Origin of the sequence: Nocardioides sp. NPDC058538, from assembly GCF_042719275.1 — a bacterium.
GTDB lineage: Bacteria > Actinomycetota > Actinomycetes > Propionibacteriales > Nocardioidaceae > Nocardioides.
The window spans coordinates 1-20,551 of sequence record NZ_JBHXNY010000023.1 but is presented as its reverse complement, the minus strand read 5'-3'; the positions used below and the strand labels follow the sequence as shown (position 1 = coordinate 20,551).

The 20,551-nt window shown below is 70.6% G+C and carries 18 protein-coding genes and 3 riboswitches; of the genes, 10 read left to right on the top strand and 8 right to left on the bottom strand.

Annotated elements, in window-relative coordinates; all coding sequences use genetic code 11:
- The first annotated feature begins 16 nt into the window (after positions 1-16).
- Positions 17-580, top strand: a complete 564-nt coding sequence (locus ACFWQC_RS19505) for a GNAT family N-acetyltransferase (RefSeq protein ID WP_378681536.1) — start codon at positions 17-19, stop codon at positions 578-580.
- Positions 581-584: 4 nt separating this feature from the next.
- Here the strand turns inward: ACFWQC_RS19505 and ACFWQC_RS19500 are convergent, their stop codons facing one another.
- Positions 585-1,850 carry an MFS transporter gene (locus ACFWQC_RS19500; protein WP_378681533.1) on the bottom strand — a complete coding sequence of 422 codons (1,266 nt, stop codon included), beginning with the start codon at positions 1,848-1,850 and terminating at the stop codon, positions 585-587.
- 97 nt (positions 1,851-1,947) lie between these two features.
- Between ACFWQC_RS19500 and ACFWQC_RS19495 the strand changes: the two genes are divergently transcribed.
- The 6 genes from ACFWQC_RS19495 (at position 1,948) to ACFWQC_RS19470 (ending at position 10,475) form a co-directional block, all read left to right on the top strand.
- A complete protein-coding gene (locus ACFWQC_RS19495) occupies positions 1,948-2,862 on the top strand; it encodes a winged helix-turn-helix transcriptional regulator (protein WP_378681531.1) in 915 nt (304 codons plus the stop codon).
- Positions 2,862-2,985: riboswitch (cobalamin riboswitch) on the top strand. It overlaps the preceding gene by 1 nt.
- A gap of 33 nt (positions 2,986-3,018) precedes the next feature.
- The gene (gene cobN, locus ACFWQC_RS19490; RefSeq protein WP_378681529.1) at positions 3,019-6,612 is read left to right on the top strand and encodes a cobaltochelatase subunit CobN; all 3,594 of its coding nucleotides are present in this window, start codon (positions 3,019-3,021) and stop codon (positions 6,610-6,612) included.
- Positions 6,609-7,388 (top strand): precorrin-6A synthase (deacetylating), encoded by a 780-nt coding sequence (gene cobF / locus ACFWQC_RS19485; RefSeq protein WP_378681526.1) that lies wholly within the window; start codon positions 6,609-6,611, stop codon positions 7,386-7,388. Before cobN ends, cobF begins: the two co-directional genes overlap by 4 nt.
- On the top strand, positions 7,385-9,085 hold the full coding sequence (locus tag ACFWQC_RS19480; protein ID WP_378681523.1) for a cobyric acid synthase: 1,701 nt from the start codon (positions 7,385-7,387) through the stop codon (positions 9,083-9,085). Before cobF ends, ACFWQC_RS19480 begins: the two co-directional genes overlap by 4 nt.
- Positions 9,082-9,807 (top strand): cobalt-precorrin-6A reductase, encoded by a 726-nt coding sequence (locus ACFWQC_RS19475; protein WP_378681520.1) that lies wholly within the window; start codon positions 9,082-9,084, stop codon positions 9,805-9,807. The genes ACFWQC_RS19480 and ACFWQC_RS19475 overlap by 4 nt, the downstream gene beginning before the upstream one ends.
- Complete coding sequence (locus ACFWQC_RS19470) at positions 9,804-10,475, top strand: ferredoxin (protein ID WP_378681517.1); 672 nt, start codon at positions 9,804-9,806, stop codon at positions 10,473-10,475. Before ACFWQC_RS19475 ends, ACFWQC_RS19470 begins: the two co-directional genes overlap by 4 nt.
- A gap of 38 nt (positions 10,476-10,513) precedes the next feature.
- Here ACFWQC_RS19470 and ACFWQC_RS19465 read toward each other — a convergent pair whose 3' ends face one another.
- From ACFWQC_RS19465 to ACFWQC_RS19445, 5 genes are all read right to left on the bottom strand, one after another.
- The gene (locus ACFWQC_RS19465) at positions 10,514-11,293 is read right to left on the bottom strand and encodes a CbtA family protein (protein ID WP_378681514.1); all 780 of its coding nucleotides are present in this window, start codon (positions 11,291-11,293) and stop codon (positions 10,514-10,516) included.
- Positions 11,293-11,508, bottom strand: a complete 216-nt coding sequence (locus tag ACFWQC_RS19460) for a CbtB-domain containing protein (RefSeq protein WP_378681512.1) — start codon at positions 11,506-11,508, stop codon at positions 11,293-11,295. Before ACFWQC_RS19460 ends, ACFWQC_RS19465 begins: the two co-directional genes overlap by 1 nt.
- A 153-nt stretch (positions 11,509-11,661) precedes the next feature.
- On the bottom strand, positions 11,662-12,756 hold the full coding sequence (locus ACFWQC_RS19455) for an ABC transporter substrate-binding protein (protein WP_378681509.1): 1,095 nt from the start codon (positions 12,754-12,756) through the stop codon (positions 11,662-11,664).
- Positions 12,753-13,610 (bottom strand): ABC transporter ATP-binding protein, encoded by an 858-nt coding sequence (locus ACFWQC_RS19450; RefSeq protein ID WP_378681506.1) that lies wholly within the window; start codon positions 13,608-13,610, stop codon positions 12,753-12,755. The genes ACFWQC_RS19455 and ACFWQC_RS19450 overlap by 4 nt, the downstream gene beginning before the upstream one ends.
- Positions 13,607-14,608, bottom strand: a complete 1,002-nt coding sequence (locus tag ACFWQC_RS19445; RefSeq protein WP_378681746.1) for a FecCD family ABC transporter permease — start codon at positions 14,606-14,608, stop codon at positions 13,607-13,609. Before ACFWQC_RS19445 ends, ACFWQC_RS19450 begins: the two co-directional genes overlap by 4 nt.
- A gap of 122 nt (positions 14,609-14,730) precedes the next feature.
- Positions 14,731-14,914: riboswitch (cobalamin riboswitch) on the bottom strand.
- Between the two features lie 89 nt (positions 14,915-15,003).
- A riboswitch (cobalamin riboswitch) is annotated at positions 15,004-15,220 on the top strand.
- A 121-nt stretch (positions 15,221-15,341) separates the two neighbouring features.
- Here ACFWQC_RS19445 and ACFWQC_RS19440 point away from each other — a divergent pair.
- The 3 genes from ACFWQC_RS19440 (at position 15,342) to ACFWQC_RS19430 (ending at position 18,530) form a co-directional block, all read left to right on the top strand.
- The gene (locus ACFWQC_RS19440) at positions 15,342-16,340 is read left to right on the top strand and encodes a ribonucleotide-diphosphate reductase subunit beta (RefSeq protein ID WP_378681503.1); all 999 of its coding nucleotides are present in this window, start codon (positions 15,342-15,344) and stop codon (positions 16,338-16,340) included.
- On the top strand, positions 16,340-18,055 hold the full coding sequence (locus ACFWQC_RS19435; protein ID WP_378681501.1) for a ribonucleotide reductase N-terminal alpha domain-containing protein: 1,716 nt from the start codon (positions 16,340-16,342) through the stop codon (positions 18,053-18,055). Before ACFWQC_RS19440 ends, ACFWQC_RS19435 begins: the two co-directional genes overlap by 1 nt.
- 115 nt (positions 18,056-18,170) lie before the next feature.
- Complete coding sequence (locus ACFWQC_RS19430) at positions 18,171-18,530, top strand: (2Fe-2S) ferredoxin domain-containing protein (protein WP_378681498.1); 360 nt, start codon at positions 18,171-18,173, stop codon at positions 18,528-18,530.
- Here ACFWQC_RS19430 and ACFWQC_RS19425 read toward each other — a convergent pair.
- Together ACFWQC_RS19425 and cobC are read right to left on the bottom strand one after the other, a co-directional pair.
- Complete coding sequence (locus tag ACFWQC_RS19425; RefSeq protein WP_378681495.1) at positions 18,518-19,444, bottom strand: cobalamin biosynthesis protein; 927 nt, start codon at positions 19,442-19,444, stop codon at positions 18,518-18,520. The two genes, ACFWQC_RS19430 and ACFWQC_RS19425, sit on opposite strands and share 13 nt — an antisense overlap.
- Positions 19,441-20,551: Rv2231c family pyridoxal phosphate-dependent protein CobC (gene cobC, locus ACFWQC_RS19420; protein ID WP_378681492.1), on the bottom strand; the 1,111-nt coding region annotated here is incomplete at its 5' end. The genes ACFWQC_RS19425 and cobC, both read right to left, overlap by 4 nt.

Genomic DNA, 20,551 nt, shown 5'->3' with positions numbered 1-20,551 from the left:
CACTAGCGTCGCCCCCATGCCGCAAGCCCGTCTGCGCACCGAGCGCCTCGACCTGGTCCCGCTTTCCGAGGAGCATCTGCCGTTCCTCGTCGAGCTCAACTCGGACCCCGTGGTGCTCCGCCATCTGTTCACCCGCGCGCTCAGGCCGGAGGAGACCGAGGAGCGGATGCAGAAGTGGATCCGGGTGGCCAAGGAGACGGAGGCGCTGGGCAAGTGGATCGGATACGCGGACGGTGAGGCCGTCGGGCTCTACATGTTCGAGCCGCCGGACAACCCGCCGCTCACCGATGCCGCCGAGCTGGGCTACCGGCTCCCGCAACGCCACTGGCGCAAGGGCTATGCGAAGGAAGGCTCGCTCGAGCTGCTCCGCCACGGGTTCGAGGACCTCGGGATCGATCGGGTGATCGCGCAGACGATGGCGGTCAACGAAGCGTCCCGCGCGACCATGGTCTCCGTCGGGATGAGCTTCGTACGCGCCTTCCACGAGGACTTCGAGGAACCGCTCGCCGGGCACGCCGACGGCGAGGTCGAGTACGAGATCACCCGCGAGGCCTGGTGGGCGTCCGAGCAGAGCAGATAGGACCTCACCTGTCAGCGGCGGACAGGCCGACCTTCGCTCCCGGTTCCTCGAAGTCCTCGAGGTTGCGCAGCGTCCGGATCGGGCTCCCCCAGAGAACGACTGGTCCGAGCAGGAGCACCGCAGCGGATACGAGGAGCGTGAGACGGGGACCGATCAGCTCCGCGCTCAGGCCGGCCACGAGGCTGCCGACCGGAATGACTCCCCACGACACGAACCGCACGGTCGCCATCACGCGGGAGAGCAGCTCCGGCGGACTGGCGACCTGCCGGTAGGTCCGGGTGACCACGCTGCCTGGCACGACGCTGCCGGCGAAGAGCAGGTTTCCGGCAGCGAAGCAGACCCAGCCGACCCAGCCGCTGCCGAGCGGGATCACCGCCGCCCCGACCGCACCGAGCAGGCCCTCGAACATCAGCACCCTGGCGGAGCCGAATCGACGAACCAGCCAGGGTGTGATCGCGGCGAAGACCAGCGAGCCGATGCCCTCGGAGGCGAGCAGGATGCCGACGAGACCGGGCGGGGTGTCGAGCTCGTGGACCAGGTAGTAGGCGAACAACGCGAGCTGAACGCCGCACACGAAGTTGACCACGCAGGCCCACCATGTCGCCGGCGCCATCACCGGGTGCCGGGTCACGAACCGCCAGCCCTCGGCCACCATCGATGCGATCGACTCCGAGGTGTCGCCCTGGGGCTGACGACGTTCAGGAAGCCGTTGCAGCAGGATCGCTGAGCCGAGGTACGAGAGGGCATCGACGAACAGCGCCGGGACGGCGCCGATCACCTGGACAAGCACACCGCCGAGCGACGGCCCACCCAGCTGGGTCGCGGCGTGAGTGCCGGAGATGAGGCTGTTTCGGCTGGTCAGCTGCTCTTTCGGGACCACGCTCGGCAGGAACGTCGTATTCGCGGCGAAGAAGAGCACCTCGGCGAAGTTGACCGCGAGTGCGACGACCAGCAACTGAACCAGCGTGAGGTCGCCTGCCCACCACACCAACGGAACACTGAGGACCGCGGCGGCGCGCGCGAGATCCGCGAGGACCTGTACGCGGCGCAACGGGAGTCGCTGCACGATCGCACCCGCGGGCAGGCCGATGAGGATCCAGGAGAGATACCCGGCCGCCGCGAGCAGCCCCATCTCGAACGCGCTCGCTCCCAGCACCGTCACCGCGGTCAGCGGCAATGCGACGGCAGTGACCGCGGTCCCGACGCCACTCAAGGTGCCGGCGGACCAGTAAAGCCAGAATGACCGCGCCACGCGGCGTACCTCTTCCATCCGAGCCCTTCCTAGTGAGTTCCAAATTGGAACTATATGCAACCATGTATGCGTCGAGGCCGCCACCCGAATTGCCCGACCGATCAAGGAGACGCCGATGCGCCGCGATGACCTCACCGACGCCGACTGCGGGATCGCGCAGGCGCTCGGCGTCATCGGCGACTGGCAGAGCCTGCTGATCGTGCGCGAGTGCGCCGCCGGGGTGACCCGGTTCGACGGGCTGGTCCGTGAGCTCGGGCTCAGCCGCCGCGCGCTCACAGAGCGCCTCAACTCGCTCGTCGCCGACGGCGTCCTGGCCAAGCACGCCTACACCGACCGCCCGCTGCGCTACGACTACCAGCTGACCGGGCGCGGCCGCGGGCTACTGCCCGTCCTGGTCGCTCTCCAGGAGTGGGGAACGCGGTACGTCATGGGCGACGGCACCCTGACCGCGACCGCCGGACCGGACGAGGAGCGCCGCCTCGAGGACCTGCTCGGCACGACGCCGCCGGGCGTCGAGATCACCTCGCACCGCGACACCCGCCTCCACCTGACCGGCGAGGACACCTGGACCGTCGCCTTCTTCTTCCCCGGTGCCTATGCGCCGAAGAGCCACGGCTACCCCCCGGGCTGGGGCGATATCCCCGGGACCCGGGGCTGCACGCTGGAGTGCCAGACGTATGCCGAGCACTACTCCGACTTCACGAAGGTCGGCGCCCGGGTGGTCGGGGTGAGCACCCAGCGCCCCGACCAGCTGGCCGCGTTCGCGGAACATGCCGACCTGCCGTACGACCTCGCCTCCGACACCGACGGGGTTGCCGCAGGCGCCTACCGGCTGCCGGTCTTCCGTGCCGGCGGCGCTGACCGGCTCAAGAGGGTCTCGCTCCTCCTGGACCCGGACGGCGTCGTGCGGCACGTCCAGGCCCCGATCACCGACCCGGGCGGATCAGTCGAAGACATGCTCACTGTTCTCCGCGAACGAACTTCCGCCACCGACGCCACCGGCCCGAGGACGCAGCAGCCCAGGAGGTAGGCTGCGAGCACGCTCGTGGCGCAGGAACCCGGTGAGAGTCCGGGGCGGTTCCGCCACTGTGACGTCCGTACAGCTTCTGGGCACGGACACAGCCAGACACTGGCCACGGGCAATCCGACCGATCGACGGGGCGAGAACCCCTAGGAGGAACTCGGCATGGCCGACTCTGCACGCGTACGCATCGCCCTTCTGTCCACCTCGGACACCGACCTGCTCTCGGCACGTGCCAGCGGCGCCGACTACGCCTGGGCGAACCCGTCGCGAGCGACCGATCTGGAGCAGGTCGTGGCCGACGCCGACCTCGTGGTCTTCCGGCTCCTCGGCTCGCCCACCGATCTCTGGGACGGGCTGAGCGCCGTCAAGGAGCGCGGCACGCCGGTCGTGGTGCTCGGCGGCGAGCAGCAGCCGAGCGCCGAGCTGATGGAGCACTCCACCGTTGCGATGGGTGTCGCCGCCGAGGCTCACCGCTATCTCGCCGAGGGTGGGCCGACGAACCTCGCCCAGCTGCACGCTTTCCTCTCCGACACGGTCCTGCTGACCGGCTTCGGGTTCGAGCCGCCGGCGGCCGTCCCGGCCTGGGGGTTCGCGGAGCGGCCCGAGCCGGCGGCCGAGGCTCGTCCGCGCATCGGGGTGCTCTACTACCGCGCCCACGAGACCAGCGGGAACACAGCGTTCGCGCACGCACTGGCCGATGCCATCGACGCGACCGGCGCGGCCACCGGCGTACCCGTCTTCGCGGGGTCGCTCCGCTCCGCCCCCGACGACCTCTACGAGGCGCTCGGCACCCTCGACGCGCTGATCGTGACCGTGCTCGCGGCAGGCGGTTCGGTGCCCGCCTCGGCCAGCGCCGGTGGCGAGGACGAGGCCTGGGACGTGGAGCGGATGGCGGCGCTCGACATCCCGGTGCTCCAGGGCCTGTGCCTGACCAGCTCGCGCGCGGAGTGGGAGGTCTCCGACGACGGCGTCACGCCGCTCGACTCGGCCAACCAGATCGCGATCCCCGAGTTCGACGGACGGATCATCACCGCCCCGTTCTCCTTCAAGGAGCTCGACGAGCAGGGCCTCCCCCACTACGTCGCCGACCCCGAGCGCACCGCGCGGGTCGCCCGGATCGCGGTCAACCACGCCCGCCTGCGGCACACCCCCAACCCGGACAAGCGGCTCGCGCTGGTGCTCTCCGCCTACCCCACCAAGCACTCCCGGATCGGCAACGCGGTCGGCCTGGACACCCCGGTCTCCGCGATCCGGATGCTGCGCCGGCTCCGCGAGGAGGGCTATGACCTGGGGCAGGACAACGAGGTCGTACGCATCCTCGACGGCACGGACGACACCGCGGCCGGCGACGCTCTGATCCATGCCCTGATCGCCGCCGGCGGCCAGGACGAGGAGTGGCTGACCAACGCCCAGCTCACCGACGCCCACGTACGCATCTCGAAGGCCGACTACGACGAGTGGACCACGGATCTCCCCGCTGACCTGCGTGAACAGATGGTCGAGACCTGGGGCCCGACCCCGGGGAACCTCTTTGTCAACGACGACAACGAGCTCGTGCTCGCCACGCTCCAGGCCGGCAACATCGTCATCCTGATCCAGCCGCCACGCGGGTTCGGCGAGAATCCGGTCGCGATCTACCACGACCCCGACCTGCCTCCGTCGCACCACTACCTCGGCGCCTACCGCTGGCTCGAGAACGGCTTCCGCGCCGACGCCGTCGTCCATCTCGGCAAGCACGGCTCGATGGAGTGGCTGCCCGGCAAGAACGCCGCGCTCTCAGCCTCGTGTGGTCCGGACGCGGCCATCGGCAACATGCCGCTGATCTACCCGTTCCTGGTCAACGACCCCGGCGAGGGCGCCCAGGCGAAGCGCCGGGCGCACGCCACGATCATCGACCACCTGGTGCCGCCGATGGCGCGTGCGGAGTCCTACGGCGACATCGCGCGGCTGGAGTCGCTGATGGAGGAGTACGACCGGATCTCCTCCATGGACCCGGCCAAGCTGCCCGCCATCCGCGGCGAGATCTGGCAGCTGATGAAGGCCGCCGAGCTCCACCGTGACCTCGGTATGGAGGAGCGGCCCGAGGACGACGACTTCGACGACTTCATGCTCCACATCGACGGTTGGCTCTGCGAGATCAAGGACGCCCAGATCCGCGACGGCCTGCACATCCTGGGCGCCGCACCCGAGGGTGAGGCACGCGTCAACCTGGTGCTCTCGATCCTGCGTGCCGCGCAGGTGTGGGGCGGCGTCGGCGGCGCCGTGCCCGGGCTGCGTGCGGCGCTCGGTCTCAAGGAGGGCGCCGACACCCGCGCGGTCGACGAGATCGAGACCCAGGCTCGCGGTCTGGTGGAGCGGATGGACGCCGCCGGCTGGGACCCGGCGGTCGCGGAGACGCTCCACGACGACCCGGCCGTGCGGCAGGTGCTCGCCTTCGCCGCGACCGAGGTGGTGCCCCGGCTGAACGGGACGACCGACGAGCTGTCCGCCGTCCTGCACGCGCTGGACGGTGGCTTCGTCCCCGCGGGGCCGTCGGGCTCGCCGCTGCGGGGGCTCGTCAACGTACTTCCGACCGGTCGCAACTTCTACACCGTCGACCCACGCGCGGTGCCGTCGCGGCTGGCGTGGCAGACCGGGCAGGCGATGGCCGACTCGCTCCTCCAGCGCTACTTGGACGAGACCGGCGACTACCCGACATCGGTCGGGCTCTCGGTGTGGGGCACGTCCGCCATGCGTACGTCCGGCGACGACGTCGCCGAGGTGCTCGCACTGCTCGGGGTGGCACCTGCGTGGGACGAGGCCTCCCGCCGGATCACCCACCTCGACGTCATCTCGCTCGAAGAGCTGGGCCGCCCCCGGATCGACGTGACCGTACGCATCTCCGGGTTCTTCCGTGACGCATTCCCGCACGTCGTCTCGATGCTCGATGACGCGGTCCGGATGGTGGCCGACCTCGATGAGCCGGACACCGACAACTTCGTCCGTGCGCACACCCTCGAGGACCTCGCCGATCACGGCGACCAGCGCCGCGCGACGTCCCGGATCTTCGGCTCCAAGCCGGGTTCGTACGGTGCCGGGATCCTGCAGGTGATCGAGGCCGGCAACTGGCGCTCCGACCAGGATCTCGCCGACGTCTATACGGCGTGGGGCGGCTTCGCCTACGGCCGCGACCTCGACGGCGCCCCGGCGGCCGACGACATGCGCGCCAACTACCGCCGGATCAAGGTCGCCGCCAAGAACGTCGACTCCGCCGAGCACGACATCGCCGACTCCGACGACTACTTCCAGTACCACGGCGGCATGCTCGCGACCGTCCGCGCGCTGACCGGCAGCGAGCCGAAGGCGTACGTCGGCGACTCCACCTCGCCGGACGCCATCAAGACCCGCACGCTGCAGGAGGAGACCAACCGCGTCTTCCGGGCCCGGGTGGTCAACCCGCGCTGGATCTCGGCGATGCAGCGCCACGGCTACAAGGGCGCCTTCGAGCTGGCCGCGACCGTCGACTACCTCTTCGGCTTCGACGCGACCGCCGGTGTCGTGCAGGACTGGATGTACGAGAAGCTCGCCCGCGAGTACGTCCTGGACGAGACCAACCAGGAGTTCATGCGATCCTCGAACCCGTGGGCGCTGCGCGGAATCGTCGAGCGTCTGCACGAGGCGGCCGAGCGGGGGCTCTGGGAGGAGCCGGACCCCGAGCTCGTCGCGCAGATGCAGGAGATCTACCTCGACATCGAAGGTGACCTGGAGGAAGAGTGACGCGTCGGATCAAGATCATCGGCGTCGGCCCCGGCGACCCCGACCAGGTCACTCTCGAAGCTGTGAGCGCGATGCGGTCGGTCGACTACTTCCTGGTCACCGACAAGTCGGGCACGGCCAAGGGCGGGATGCCGGATCCGCTGGTGCGGGCCCGCGAGGAGCTGCTCGACCGCCATCTGTCCACGCCGGCGCGAGTGGTGAAGGTCGCCGACGCGCCCCGTGAGCGGCGTGAGGAGTTCACCGGGACCGACGCCGAGTATCGGAAGGCGGTCGCCGACTGGCACCGCGCCCGGGTCGAGCGCTACCTCGACGTGCTGGCCGAGCACCCCGGCGACGTCGGCTTCCTGGTCTGGGGCGACCCCGCCTTCTACGACTCCACGATCCGGGTCGTCGACCAGATCGCTGAACAGCTCGACGTCGAGGTCGACGTCATCCCCGGGATCTCCTCGGTGCAGCTGCTCGCCGCCCGCCATCGACTCGTCCTCCATGACGTCGGGCGCCCGCTCTACGTCACCACTGGCCGCGCGGTGCTCGAGGCCGTCGAGGCCGGGCACGACAACCTCGTGGTGATGCTCAACCGTGTCGTCGACCTCCCCGGGCTCGAGGACTGGCGGATCTGGTGGGGCGGCAACCTCGGCACCCCCGAGGAGGAGCTGGTCGCGGGCACCGTCGGCGAGGTCCTGCCGGCGATCGAGTCGGCTCGCACGCGGCTGCGGGAGACGTCAGGCTGGGTCATGGACGTCTACCTCCTGCGGGCTCCGCGGACGCCCCGATGAGCGGGCTGCTGGTCGCCGGCACCACCTCGGATGCGGGCAAGTCGGTCGTGACGACCGGGCTGTGCCGGGCGTTCACCCGCCGCGGCGTCAAGGTGGCGCCCTACAAGGCCCAGAACATGTCCAACAACTCGATGGTGGTCTCGACAGGCTCGACCCCCGGAGGAGGCGACGGGACGACCGCCGAGATAGGCCGGGCGCAGTGGGTACAGGCGCTGGCGGCGCGGGTCACCCCGGAGCCGTCGATGAACCCGGTGCTGCTCAAGCCCGGCTCCGACCGCCGCAGCCACGTGGTCCTGATGGGGCATCCCGCGGGCGAGGTGTCCTCGCACGACTGGGAGGCGGGGCGCCGGCATCTGGCGACCGCGGCCCACGCGGCGTACGACGATCTGGCCTCGCGTTTCGACCTCATCGTCGCCGAGGGCGCGGGGAGCCCGGCCGAGATCAACCTCCGAGCCGGGGACTACGTCAACATGGGCCTGGCCCGGCACGCAGGGCTGGCGACCGTGGTCGTGGGCGACATCGACCGGGGTGGGGTGTTCGCTGCGATGTACGGCACCCTGGCGCTCCTCGAGCCTGAGGACCAGGCTCTGATCAGCGGCTTTGTGGTCAACAAGTTCCGTGGCGACGCCGGGCTGCTCAAGCCCGGACTCGACTCGCTGGAGTCGCTCACCCAGCGCCGGGTCTTCGGCGTGCTCCCCTGGGAGCCGTCGCTGTGGCTCGACTCCGAGGACGCGCTCGACCTCGAGGGGCGCCGTTCGGCGGCAGGTGCCACCCGCAAGGTCGCGGTCGTACGCCTTCCCCGCATCTCCAACTTCACCGACGTCGACGCGCTCGGCCTGGAGCCGGACCTCGACGTCGTGTTCGCCTCCTCGCCCGCCGACGTCGCCGACGCCGACCTGGTCGTCCTGCCCGGCACCCGCTCCACGATCAGCGACCTGGCCTGGCTCCGCTCGCGCGGCCTCGACGTGGCCCTGACCGAGCACGTACGCCGCGGCCGCCCGCTCCTCGGGATCTGCGGCGGCTTCCAGATGCTCGGCGGCGTCATCGCCGACCCCGACGGCGTCGAGGGATCGGTCGCAGAGGTCGAGGGGCTGGGTCTGCTCGACGTACGCACCGACTTCACCCCCGCCAAGAACCTTCGCCTGCCCACCGGGTCGGCGCTCGGCGTCGAGGCGAGCGGCTACGAGATCCACCACGGCCGGATCACCCGCGGCGATGGGGTTTCGGAATTCCTCGGCGGTGCCTGTTCGGGACAGGTCTTCGGGACGATGTGGCACGGCAGCCTGGAGGGCGACGCGCTGCGCGGTGCGTTCCTCGCCGCGACGCTCGGCCGCGAGCCGTCCACGGTCTCCTTCCCGGCCGCCCGCGAACGCCGCCTGGACCTGATCGGCGACCTCGTCGAGGAGCACCTCGACGTCGACGCCCTGCTCGACCTGGCCGTCTCCGCCGTCGGTCGAGCCGCTTCCCCCGCTGGTCGAGCCGCCACCGCTGGTCGAGCCGACGTCGTGAGGGACGAACGACGTGGTGTCGAGACCAACACGGTCCCATCGAGCGCGACAGGGGACCGTGTTGGTCATCTCGACAAGCTCGATACAACGCTCGACACGCCTCCGCCTAGCGGCTCCGGCGGCTCGACCAGCGGGGGAAGCGGCTCGACCAGCGAGGGCGACGGCTCGACCAGCGAGGGGATCCAATGAGGCTCCTGATCCTGGGCGGGACCGGGGAGGCTCGGGACCTGGCGGCGCGGCTGGTCGAGGAGGGCGTGGACGTCACCTCCTCGCTGGCAGGACGGGTGGCCCGGCCGCGGCTGCCGGTGGGCGCGGTGCGGATCGGCGGCTTCGGAGGGGTCGAGGGCTTGAGGGGGGCTCTCGACCACTTCGACGCGGTAGTCGACGCGACGCACCCGTTCGCGCGCGGGATCTCGGCCAACGCGGCCGCGGCCTGCGCGCGGACCGGCCATCCGCTGCTCCGGCTGGAGCGGCCGGGCTGGCCCGCGGACCCGTCCTGGGCCTACGTCGACACCCACGACCAGGCCGCCACGCTCGCCGCCGGTCTCGGGACGCGTCCCTTCATCACCGTCGGGCGCCAGGAGTTGGCCCGTTTCGTCCCCGCGCTCGCCGCCCACGCGACTCTCGCCCGGGTGGTCGACCGGCCCGACCTCGAGCTTCCCGAGCCGTGGACACTGCTGACCAGCCGTGGCCCCTACCAGATCGAGGGCGAGCTGGCACTGATGCGCGAGCACGGGACCGACGTGCTCATCACCAAGGACTCCGGCGGCTCCTTCACCTGGCCGAAGATGGCCGCGGCGGCCGAGCTCGGGGTGCCCGTCGTGGTCGTACGCCGCCCCACTGCCGCCGACGGCGTCCGCACCGTCGACGACGTCGCCGACGCGGTCGCCTGGGTCCGGAGCCTCGGATGAGAGTGGTCGTCGGGATGTCGGTGACCGACGTCGCCCGGCGTCAGGACCTGCTCGGCTGGGCCGGTGAGCTCGACGCGAGCCTCGCGTTCCTGCAGATGGGCGGTCCCTCGCTCTCCGCCGAGCTGACCCGGATCGCCGACTCCGGAGCCGAAACCATCACGCTGGCCGGCGTCAGCCTCGGCCCGCTCGCCCCCGGGCAGTCCTGGCTGCGCCGGATCGCCGCCCACTGGTGGCGTGAGCGCGCCGGTGACCGCCCCGAGATCCAGGTCGCGACCCGGCTGGCGACCACGCACGACGACCTCGCCGACGTGCTGATCGAGACCCGGCCGATCACCGGCACCGAGCCCGGGTTGACCTCGCCCGCCTGGGAACGAGTCCCCGAACACGTACGTCAGGTGCTGGTCTGCCGCGGCCCGCGCTGCACCGCGAAGGGCTCGGAGGAGACCGCCAGGGCGGTGATCCTGGGCGCGATGGAGGTCGGTCTCGGCGACGACGACCTGCTGATCACCCACACCGGGTGCCAGTTCCCGTGCAACCAGGCGCCGGTGCTCAGCGTCCAGCCCGACGATGTCTGGTACGGGAACGTGGAAGCGGCCGCCGCCCGGGTGATCGTGCGTGATCACCTGGCCGACGGCCGCCCCGTGGAGGCCTACCGCCTCCCGCGTTGACCGCCGAGTCGGCTCATCCTGACCCGACTCGGCGTGGGTCACAACGTGGCAGCGAGTGCCTTGCGCTCGGCAACGGCCCGCTCCTGCGCGTAGAGCCGGCCGACGAGGCCGACGAGCGCCACTCCGATCACACCCCACATGGTGGCGAGCGTGATCAGCGAGGCCCGGCGGAAGAACCACAACGTGTCGGCCGGGAAGTCCCCGACCTCGTTGACCGTCGTGAACAGCTCCCCCGCGACGACCATCACGACCAGGTAGGCCGCGATCGCGCCGACCACGGCGAGATAGGTGCCGAAGCGCCCGCGCAGCCGCACGGCGGCGTACGTCACGACCACGGCCGCCACGACCGAGAGCGCCTGGAAGGCGAAGTAGACCGCGGTGCGGACGCCGATGGTGTCGCCGCTGCCGACCGCCGGTGGGGTCGCCGGGTATTTGAGGAACGGCACCAGCGCGACCGCGACGAACCCGATCAGGGTGACGAGCGCGGTCGACTGTCCCGGCGTGAGCCGCCCGATCCGCCCGAGAGCGAGAGCGGCGACCAGCCCGAGGATGCCCCCGAGCGCGACGCCGACGGCCAGGGTGCCGGTCAGCAGCCCCCAGGTGCTCTGGTTGGTGCGGGAGACCTCGGCGGCCTCCGCTCCACCCTCGTCACCTTCGGCGGCATGGGAGTGCGAGTGCCCGTCGGCGCCGGCCGACTCCTCCAGCGCGATGGCAGCACCGACCTGCGGCTCACCGACGGAGTACGCCACCAGGAAGGTGGCGACTCCGGCGAGGAGTCCAGCTAGCAGGCCGCGTACGAGAAATGCACGCGGGCTCATCAGTGGCAGGGGTAACCGAGCAGGTGGCGACCGTCGTGGACCCACTCGTGGATCAGAGTGCCGGACGGGATCGAGACGGCGCCCTGGTCGGCGCTGATGAAGAAGAGCACCAGGAGACCGAGCAGACCGAAGAAGAGGGCCCAGGGGGCCAGCTCACGGAGCGGGATGGTGGGCAGTTCTGCGCCGGCGACGGGCGCCACAGCGTGCTGCGACATATGTCCTCCTCAGGGATAGCTGCGTCCCTGTTCGTTGGGGTTGGACGGACACTCGGGTCTGACTCCACCGCCGCGAGGCGATGTCACAGTAGCGCGACTGTGCCGGAGTTCCACCGGCTTCCTCATGTCCGTTGCGTGCACTATAGCGGGATCTCAGCGGAGCCACTCGTTGCCGGCGAGGTTGGTGAGATCGCTGATGTCGAGCGTCGGTTCGATCCCGGACTCGGGGGCGAGACCGAAGTGCTCCAGCGAGCGCCGCACCCACTCGGCGGCGTCGATGTTGAGCGGGCCGGAGACCCACATCGCGTAGGGCAGGTTGACGAATCTGTTCTCCTTGACAGCCGGCAGATCACGGGAGGCAGGGTTGGCCTTGAGGACCTTGACCTTCTCCTCGTAGGACTGCCCCGGGTAGTCCACGAAGTAGATGACGTCGGGCTCTGCAGCGGCGAAGCGCTCCCAGCCGACCTCCGTCCAGGTGTCCTCGACATCGGCGGTCGCACTGGTCACTCCGGCGGTGTCGAAGATCGCCTGTGGTCCGCCGAAGGAGCCGGAGGTGAAGATCGCGTCGGTGCCGGAGTCGAAGAGGAACGCGGTCGGCGCCTCGGCAGGCCGCGGGGCGCTCTCCAAGGCCTTGCGGCGCTCGTCGATGTCGGCGACGACCTTCTTGGCGGTCTCGTCGTGGCCGGTCAGTGCGCCGATGTTGAGCAGGTCGGTACGCAGCGCCGTCCAGGCCTCCATGGTGCCGCGGTCGCCGTCCTCCTGGCGGCAGGTCTCACTGAGCAGGTAGGTGTCGATGCCCCGCTTCTGCACCATCTCGGGCACCAGGTTGCGCGACTCGCTGAACCCGTAGCCCCAGCCCGCGAACATCAGCTGCGGGTCGAGAGCCAGGACGGTCTCCAGCGTGGGGTGTTCCTCGCCCACGATCTGGAGCTCGTCGACTCGGTCCTCGGGGTAGGCGAGCTCGAGGAGCTGCTGGTCCCGGGCCAGACCGGTGACGGCGACGAGCTCCTCGCGGGCGCCGACCGCCAGGGCGATCGAGATGATCCCGCCGTCGTAGGCGTACAGCTCGCTCACCGGCTCGTCGACCGTGAGCTCCTCACCGCAGTTCTCGACGGTGATCGTGCCCTCCCCCGCCTCGTCGACGGCGGAATCCTCCGCGCCGCAGGCCGTCAGGATCGTGGTGCCGAGCGCGAGCGCGGCGAGGCAGACGAGGCCGGGGCGTACGGGGCTGGTGATGCGCTGGGTCATGCCGATCGGTCCTTCCGAGGGTGGATGAGAAGGTGGGGCTGGTCCAGATGTGGATGCGGCACCTGGACCGAGCCGACGCCGAAGTGGTGCTCGACGCGGATGGTGTCGAGGACCTCGGCAGGCGGGCCATGGGCCACGACGGTCGCCGGGCCACTCTGTGGATCGCCGGCGGGCTCGCTGCCCGGCGGCCGACCGAGGACCGCCAGCCGGTCGAAGGATCGGAGCGCCAGGTCGAGGTCGTGGATGGTCGCGACCAGGGTCTCGGCCCGGTCGGCGACGCTCTGAAGCAACCGCAGCTGCCAGGCGACATCGAGATGGTTGGTGGGCTCGTCCAGGAGCATCACCGGGCACTCCTGGGCGAGGCCGCGGGCCATCACCGCCCGGCGCCGCTCGCCGCCGGAGAGCCGCTCGCAAGGGTCGTCGATGCGGTCGGCGAGGCCGACGGCGTCGAGAGCCGCCCGCACGATCTCGCGCTCCTGCCGTCCGCCCCGGGACCAGGGCCGGGTGCGGGGCACCCGGCCCAGCGCCACCATCTCCCCGACGAGCAGCTCGGCGGAGACCGCCTCTTCCTGGGGGACGTACGCCATCCGCCGGGCGCGTTCACGCGAGCCGATCCGGGCGGTCTCGTGGAGCCGGCCGGACTCGTCGGCGAGATGCGCCCGCCCGGCGCTCGGCCGCAGCACCCCGGCGAGGATCCGGAGCAGGGTCGACTTGCCCACGCCGTTCACCCCCACGATTCCGAGGCGGGTGCCCACCGGTACGTCCAGATCGACGTCGCGAAGCACCTCGCGCGTGCCCAGACGGGCGCCGACGCCACGTAGCCGCAGCACGGTCCCGGCGTCGTGCCCGCTCATCGTCCGCCTCCGAACCGGTAGTGCCCACGGCCCAGCAACAACAGGAACAGCGGTGCCCCGACGACACCTGTGACCACCCCCAGCGGGATCTCCTGCGGTCGCGCCACCAGCCGCGCCAGGACGTCGACCCACAGCAGGAACAGCCCACCGCCCAGCGCCGCGACCGGGAGGACGACCCGGTGCTGGGCGCCCACGAGCAGCCGGGCCGCGTGCGGCACGATCAGCCCGACGAACCCGATCCCACCGCTGACCGCGACCAGGACCCCGACCAGCACGGCCAGCGCGACGAACAGAGTCGTACGCAGCGCCGCGACGTTCACACCGAGCGCGGCAGCGGTCTCGGGGCCGGCGGCCAGGGCGTCCAGCCAACGGTGCAGCGCCAGCATGCCGAGCCCCAGGACGAGACTGAGGACCGCGGGCAGCCACAGCTTCTCCCAGCTGGCGCCACCGACGCTGCCGAGCATCCAGAACATCACCGAGTCGGCCGCGCGCGGATCATCGCTCATGAAGACCAGGAACGAGGCGATCGCGGAGAGCCCCGAGGAGAGCACGACACCCGAGAGCACCAGCCGGATCGGGGTCAACCCGCCCTGTGCGGTGGCGACCAGCCACACCAGCACGGCCGAGCCGACCGCCCCGAGCAGCGCCCCGCCGGAGACCGCGTAGATGCCGAGGCCGCCCAGCGCCCCGGTGGTGATCGCCGCCGTCGCTCCCACCGAGGCGCCCGAGCTGATCCCGAGCAGGAACGGGTCGGCGAGCGGGTTGCGCACCAGGGTCTGCATGCCGGCACCGGCCACGGCCAGGCCGGCGCCCACGGCGAGCGCCATCAGCGCCCTGGGGACGCGCAGCTCCCACACGATCACGTCCCACTTCCCCGTGGCGTCTCCCTGGAGCCGGTCGCCGACCGCCGCGATGACCTCACCGATCGGTATCCGCTCGGACCCGAAGGCCAGGGACGCGACGGCGCTGAGCGCCGAGGCGAGCAGCAGCCCGGCCATCAGCGGCACGAACGGGACTCGTCGTCTGCGGTCACGAGCACGGCGCGGACTCAGGGTCTCGCGGGACAGCGTTTCCACGGCGGTCGGCCTCTCAGGTCCTCTGGACCCTGGTCGCGAGGGCCGTGACGTACATCTGAGCCGACAGGTTTTCGGACTCGGGTTCACCCGGCGAGGCCGCCTTCCCAGGGACTGGTCCCCAGTGGCTTGCTGGCATCGCCGTCGCCCTCACCGCTGCGCGCCAGTCCCGGATTCACACCGGAGTTCCCTGGCATCCATCAGGATGCGTTCGACTCGGCGCAGAGGCTAGCACGGGCCACGGGGCCGGCGTCGGGAACGTTTCCGACGACACGGCTGAACACAAGATCTAGGAAGTTGCATTGGTGTAATTCCCGCATATAGTGGTCCTCGCAGCTGGTTCTCCCACCTCGGCGACGGGGCGGGAGAGGCAAGAGGGAACCCGGTGTGAGTCCGGGACTGCCCCGCAGCGGTGAGTGGGAACGACCGCCGTCACGAAGCACTGGGAGCAAGCCGGCTCCTGGGAAGCGACGGCCACTAGGACCGAGCACGAGACGCCCACGAGTCCGAAGACCTGCCAGTGCCCACCTCATGGTGGGGTCCGCGACCTCGAGGGAAGGTCAGGGGATCGAGCGCGTACGACGCCGTCCCCTCCTGCCCCGGCACGGATGCACGAGACATCCAGCGGGCCGGGGGCCCGCGCGAGAAGGGCACGGACATGATCGACACCGAGGGTCTACCGATCCGCACCGAGAAGTCGGCGTACGTCTTCGACTATCCGATGGCCGAGGACCTGGCCAAGAAGCAGCGGAGCATCTTCTGGACCGCCGAGGAGATCCCGGTCGAGAACGACAAGCAGGACTTCCTGGTCAACATGACCGACGCCGAGCAGGCCGCGGTCAAGACGACGCTGAAGCTGTTCACCATCTACGAGCTGATCCTCGGCGGCGAGGTGTGGGGCGACCGGCTCTTCCACGCGTTCCCGCGTCCGGAGGTCCAGATGATGACCAACGCCTTCTCGTTCGCCGAGCTGAACATGCACGCGCCGTTCTACGCGAAGCTCAACAAGACGCTGATGATCGACACCGAGGAGTTCTACGACTCCTACAAGAACGACCCGGTGCTGGCCGAGCGGATCGCGTTCGTGTGGGACGCCATCGCCGACGAGGACCTGCTCTACGCGCTGAGCGTCTTCACGCTGATGGAGAACTGCGTCCTCTACTCCAACTTCGCCTTCCTCAAGCACTTCCAGTCCGGGGGAAAGAACCTGCTGCAGAACGTGATCAGCGGCATCAACTTCTCCGCCCGCGACGAGAACCTGCACGCCACCGGCGGCGCCTGGCTGTTCAACACCACCCTCGAGGAGTACGCCGCGACCGTCCCTGCCGACAAGTTCGAGGCCGAGCGTGACGACCTCTTCGCGAGGGTTCGCGGCGTCGCCGAGCACCTCTACGCCCACGAGGCCCGGATCGTGGAGATGCTCTTCGACCACGGGCCGATCGCCGGCATCGACCAGGCCGACCTGGAGACCTTCGTGAGGTCCCGCATCGACATGACCCTGGAGAACATGCGGATGGAGCCGCTGTTCAACGTCGAGGCCAACCCGATCGCCGAGTGGTTCTACAGCGGCATCAACGGCACCCAGTTCCACGACTTCTTCCAGGTCACCGGCAACGAATACAACCGCAACATCGGCGAGACGGAGTTCAGCTTCTAATGAGCAACAACAACTGGGAGGCGCTCTCCGCCGAGCGCAAGGCGCTGCAGGCGTCGGGCACGGTGCCTGCCTTCATGACCACCGCTGGCTACGCGATGTTCAAGGCGAAGTACACCGTCGAGGGCCAGAGCGTGCGGGAGCGCTACGAGACCATCGCCAGCACCGCCGGCGATCTCGCCGACGAGATGTACCCCCGCGAGGACGGCGTCTCCTGGACGGAGCGGTTCTTCGAGGCGATCTGGAACGGCTGGCTCTCGCCGTCGACGCCGGTGCTGTCCAACCTCGGCACCGACCGGGGTCTGCCCGTCTCGTGCGAGGGCTCGTACGTCGAGGACTCGGTGTGGGGCTTCTACGAGACCCTCAAGGAGGCGGCGATCCTCTCCCAGAACGGGTTCGGGACCTCGGCGTACCTCGGCGATGTCCGGCCCCGCGGCGCGAAGTTCAGCGACAACGGCAAGGCCAACGGCGTGGTCCCGGTCTTCTGCAACTTCGTGGAGATGACCAACCAGATCAGCCAGGGCGCCACCCGCCGCGGCTCCTGGGCCGGCTACCTGCCGGTGGATCACCCGGACTTCTACGAGCTCGCCGACCTGATCTTCCGCGAGCCCGCCAACAAGAACATCGGCTGGATCTTCAGCCAGGCGTTCATCGACCGGATGCTGGCCGGGGATCGCGATGCTCTGGAGCGCTATCAGCGGGTGCTCAAGATCCGGGTGGTGCTGGGCAAGGGCTACATCTGGAAGGTCGACACCGTCAACGCCGCCCAGACCGAGTCCTACCGGGCCAACGGGCTGGCCAACAAGGCCTCCAACCTGTGCTCGGAGATCACCCTGTTCAGCGACGAGGACCACTCCTACACCTGCGTACTCTCCTCGCTGAACCTCTCGACCTATGACGAGTGGAAGGACCAGGACACGGCGTACGTCGCGACCGTCTTCCTCGACGCGGTCGCCGAGGCGTTCCTGCGCAAGGCCCGCACCATCCGCGGCCTGGAGCGGGCGGTGCGCTACACCGAGAAGGCCCGCAGCCTGGGGCTGGGCGTGATGGGCTACCACGACTACCTGCAGAAGCAGCGGGTGCCGTTCGAGTCGGACAAGGCGGCCGCGCTCAACAAGGACATCTTCGAGCGGATCTCCTCCGATGCCGATGCCGCGTCGCGGTGGATGGGCTCGGTCGCGGGCATCCCGGAGTGGTGCGTCGGGCGGCGCAACTCCCACCTGATGGCGATCGCACCCACGATGAGCACCGCGGTGATCGTCGGCGGCACCAGCCAGGGCATCGAGCCGTACGTCGCATGCGTCTGGAACCAGACCACCTCGGCCGGGGAGATGCCGCGGGCCAACCAGAACCTCGTCGAGGTCATGGAGGAGCGCGGGGTCTACGACCAGGCGCACATCGACGACATCGTCGACCACGGCGGCTCGGTCCAGCACGTCGACTGGCTCGACGAGCACGAGAAGGACGTCTTCAAGACCGGCTACGAGATCGACCAGGAGATCCTGCTCGCCCGCGCGTCGGACCGGCAGGTCTACATCGACCAGGCCCAGTCGCTCAACCTGTTCTTCCAGGCCGACGCGACCCCGCAGTACATCAGCAAGATCCACAAGCTCGCGCTGCTCGACCCGAACATCAAGAGCCTGTACTACCTGCGCTCCCGGGCCGGCATCCAGGCCAGCAAGCAGTCCACTTCGACCACTTCGACCACAGGGGCATGACCATGAACGAGAACCCGACCACCACCGACGCCATCGACGACCTCAGCTGGGACGACTGGAGCGACGCCGCGGTCTGCGCCATCGAGAACGGCCCCGACTGCGAGGCCTGCGAAGGATGAGCGACCCCGCCCTCGAGCGGCCGACGCTGACGGTCTGCCGCGGCTGCTGCTGCGGGACCGAGCGGAAGTCGCCCGGGGTGGACCATGCCGCCGTGCTGACCACGTTGAACACCGCGGCCGGGGAGTCGGCGACGGTACGTGTCGCCGACTGCCTCGGCCCCTGCGAGCGGGCCGACGTCGTGGTCGTCGGCCCCTCACCCGAGGGACGGCAGCGCGGCGCGCGGCCGGTCTGGGTCGCCCGGGCCGGCTCGGCCCGAGTCGCCGACGCCCTGGCCCAGTGGACCCGCGCCGGCGGGCCGGGCATCGCCGACGCTCCGCCCGCGGTCATGGCACGGGCCTTCCGTCACGGGCGCTGAGTCACCGCTGCGTACCCGGCCGCGACCAGGGCCGCGCCGATGCCGACCCGGCGTGCCAGGGTGGTGGCGCTGACGACGTCGGCGGGGGCGGCGGCGCGGCCGTCGCCCATCACCGCACGGTGCTCGACCCGGTTGCCGTAGTAGCGGTTCGTACCGCCGAGGCGGATGTCGAGGGCGCCGGCGAAGGATGCCTCGACGACGCCGGCGTTCGGGCTCGGGTGCCGCGCGGCGTCGCGGCGCCAGGCCTCCCACCCCTGCCTGGCCCGTGACGGCGCGGCGGCCAGCGTGAGCAGGCCGGAGAGGCGGGATCCGGGCAGGTTGAGCAGGTCGTCGAGGCGGGCGCTGGCCCAGCCGAAGCGCTCGTAGCGGTCGTTGTGGTGCCCGACCATCGCGTCCAGGGTGTTGGCGGCGCGATAGCCGAGCAGGCCGGGTACGCCCGCGACGGCGCCCCACACCAGCGGTGCGACCACGGCGTCGGAGGTGTTCTCGGCGACGCTCTCGACCACGGCCCGGGAGACGTCGGAGGCGTCGAGCTCGGCGGTGTCCCGGCCGACGAGGTGGGTCAGCCGCTGCCGGGCGGCAGGCAGGTCGTCGCGGTCTAGATGTTCGTGGACGGCAAGCGCCTCTCGCTCGAGCGAGCGGCCGCCGAGGACGGCCCAGGTCGCGGCCGCGGTCACCAGGGTCGTCCCGATCCGGCCTGGAGCGAGTCGCTCCGCGGCGGCTCCGAGGGCCACCGCTCCCCCGACCAGCGTCGCGGTGTGGAGGACGCCACGGGCTCGCTCGTCCGCGTACCAGGCGTGCTCCACCTTCATCGCGACCGTGCCGAAGCCGGCGACCGGGTGGTATCGCCGCGGGTCCCCGAGCAGGCGGTCCAGCGCGAAGCCGGCCAGGAGCCCGATCGCCCGCGGGCTCACGGGGTTTCCCGGGTCCGGCGCAGCGCGGCCAGGAGCTGGTCGGTCGGGCCCTCGGGGCGTACCGCGATCCGCACCCAGTCCGGGCCGAGGCCGGGGAAGGTGTCGGCACGGCGTACGGCGATGCCATGGTCGCGCATGGCCTCACGGACTCCGGCGCCCGGGCGGGCCAGGACGAAGGAGGCGGCCGAGGGGACGTACTCGATCTGCTGGTCCCGCAGACCGGTCTCGAGATGGTCGCGCCAGGTGGCGATCCGCTCGGCGCGCTCGCGGGCCTCGGCGCTGGCGCGCTCGGTGGCGCAGGCGAGCATCGCGGCGGCCGCGGTGGCCGAGACCGACCACGGCGTACGCACCGCCTCCAAGTCTCTGATCGTGTCGGCGTCGCCGACAACGTAGCCGGCGCGTACGCCGGGGATCGACCAGTGCTTCGTCAGGCTCCGGATGACCAGCAGACCCTCTGCGCGCTCCGCGGTGAGGGTCTCGGGCTCGCCGGGGACCGCGTCCATGAACGCCTCGTCGACCACGACCAGCCGGCCTGGCCGAAGGATTTCTCGGAGGGTGTCGGCGGGATGGAGCACACCGGTGGGGTTGGTCGGGTTGCCCACGACGACCAGGTCCGCGTCGTCGGGCACCGCCACCGGGTCGAGGGCGAACCCGTCCTCGGCACGCAGACGCACCTCGGTGACCGTGTGGCCGGCCTGCTCGAGCGCCGCGTGGGGCTCGGTGAACTGGGGGTGGACGACGACGGGCCGCCGCCATGGCCTGGCCCTGGCGACCAGCGTGAACGCCTCCGCCGCCCCCGCCGTCGGGAGCACCTCCGCCCGCTCGCGGCCGTGGTGCTTGGCCAACGCTGCCCGCGCCGGCTCCTCGTCGGGGTAGGCCGCCGACGCTAGCGACTCGTGGAGCGCCTCGTCCAGCCACACCGGCCGCGCGCCCGGGTAGACGTTCACCGCGAAGTCGAGCAGCCCCTCCCCCACCTCGACGTCGCCGTGGTGCCGCAGCGGATCCGCAACCTTGCCGTCCCCGCTGGTCGAGCCGCCGGAGCCGCTAGGCGGAGGCGTGTCGAGACCAACACGGTCCGCTCTCGCGCTCGAGGGGACCGTGTTGGTC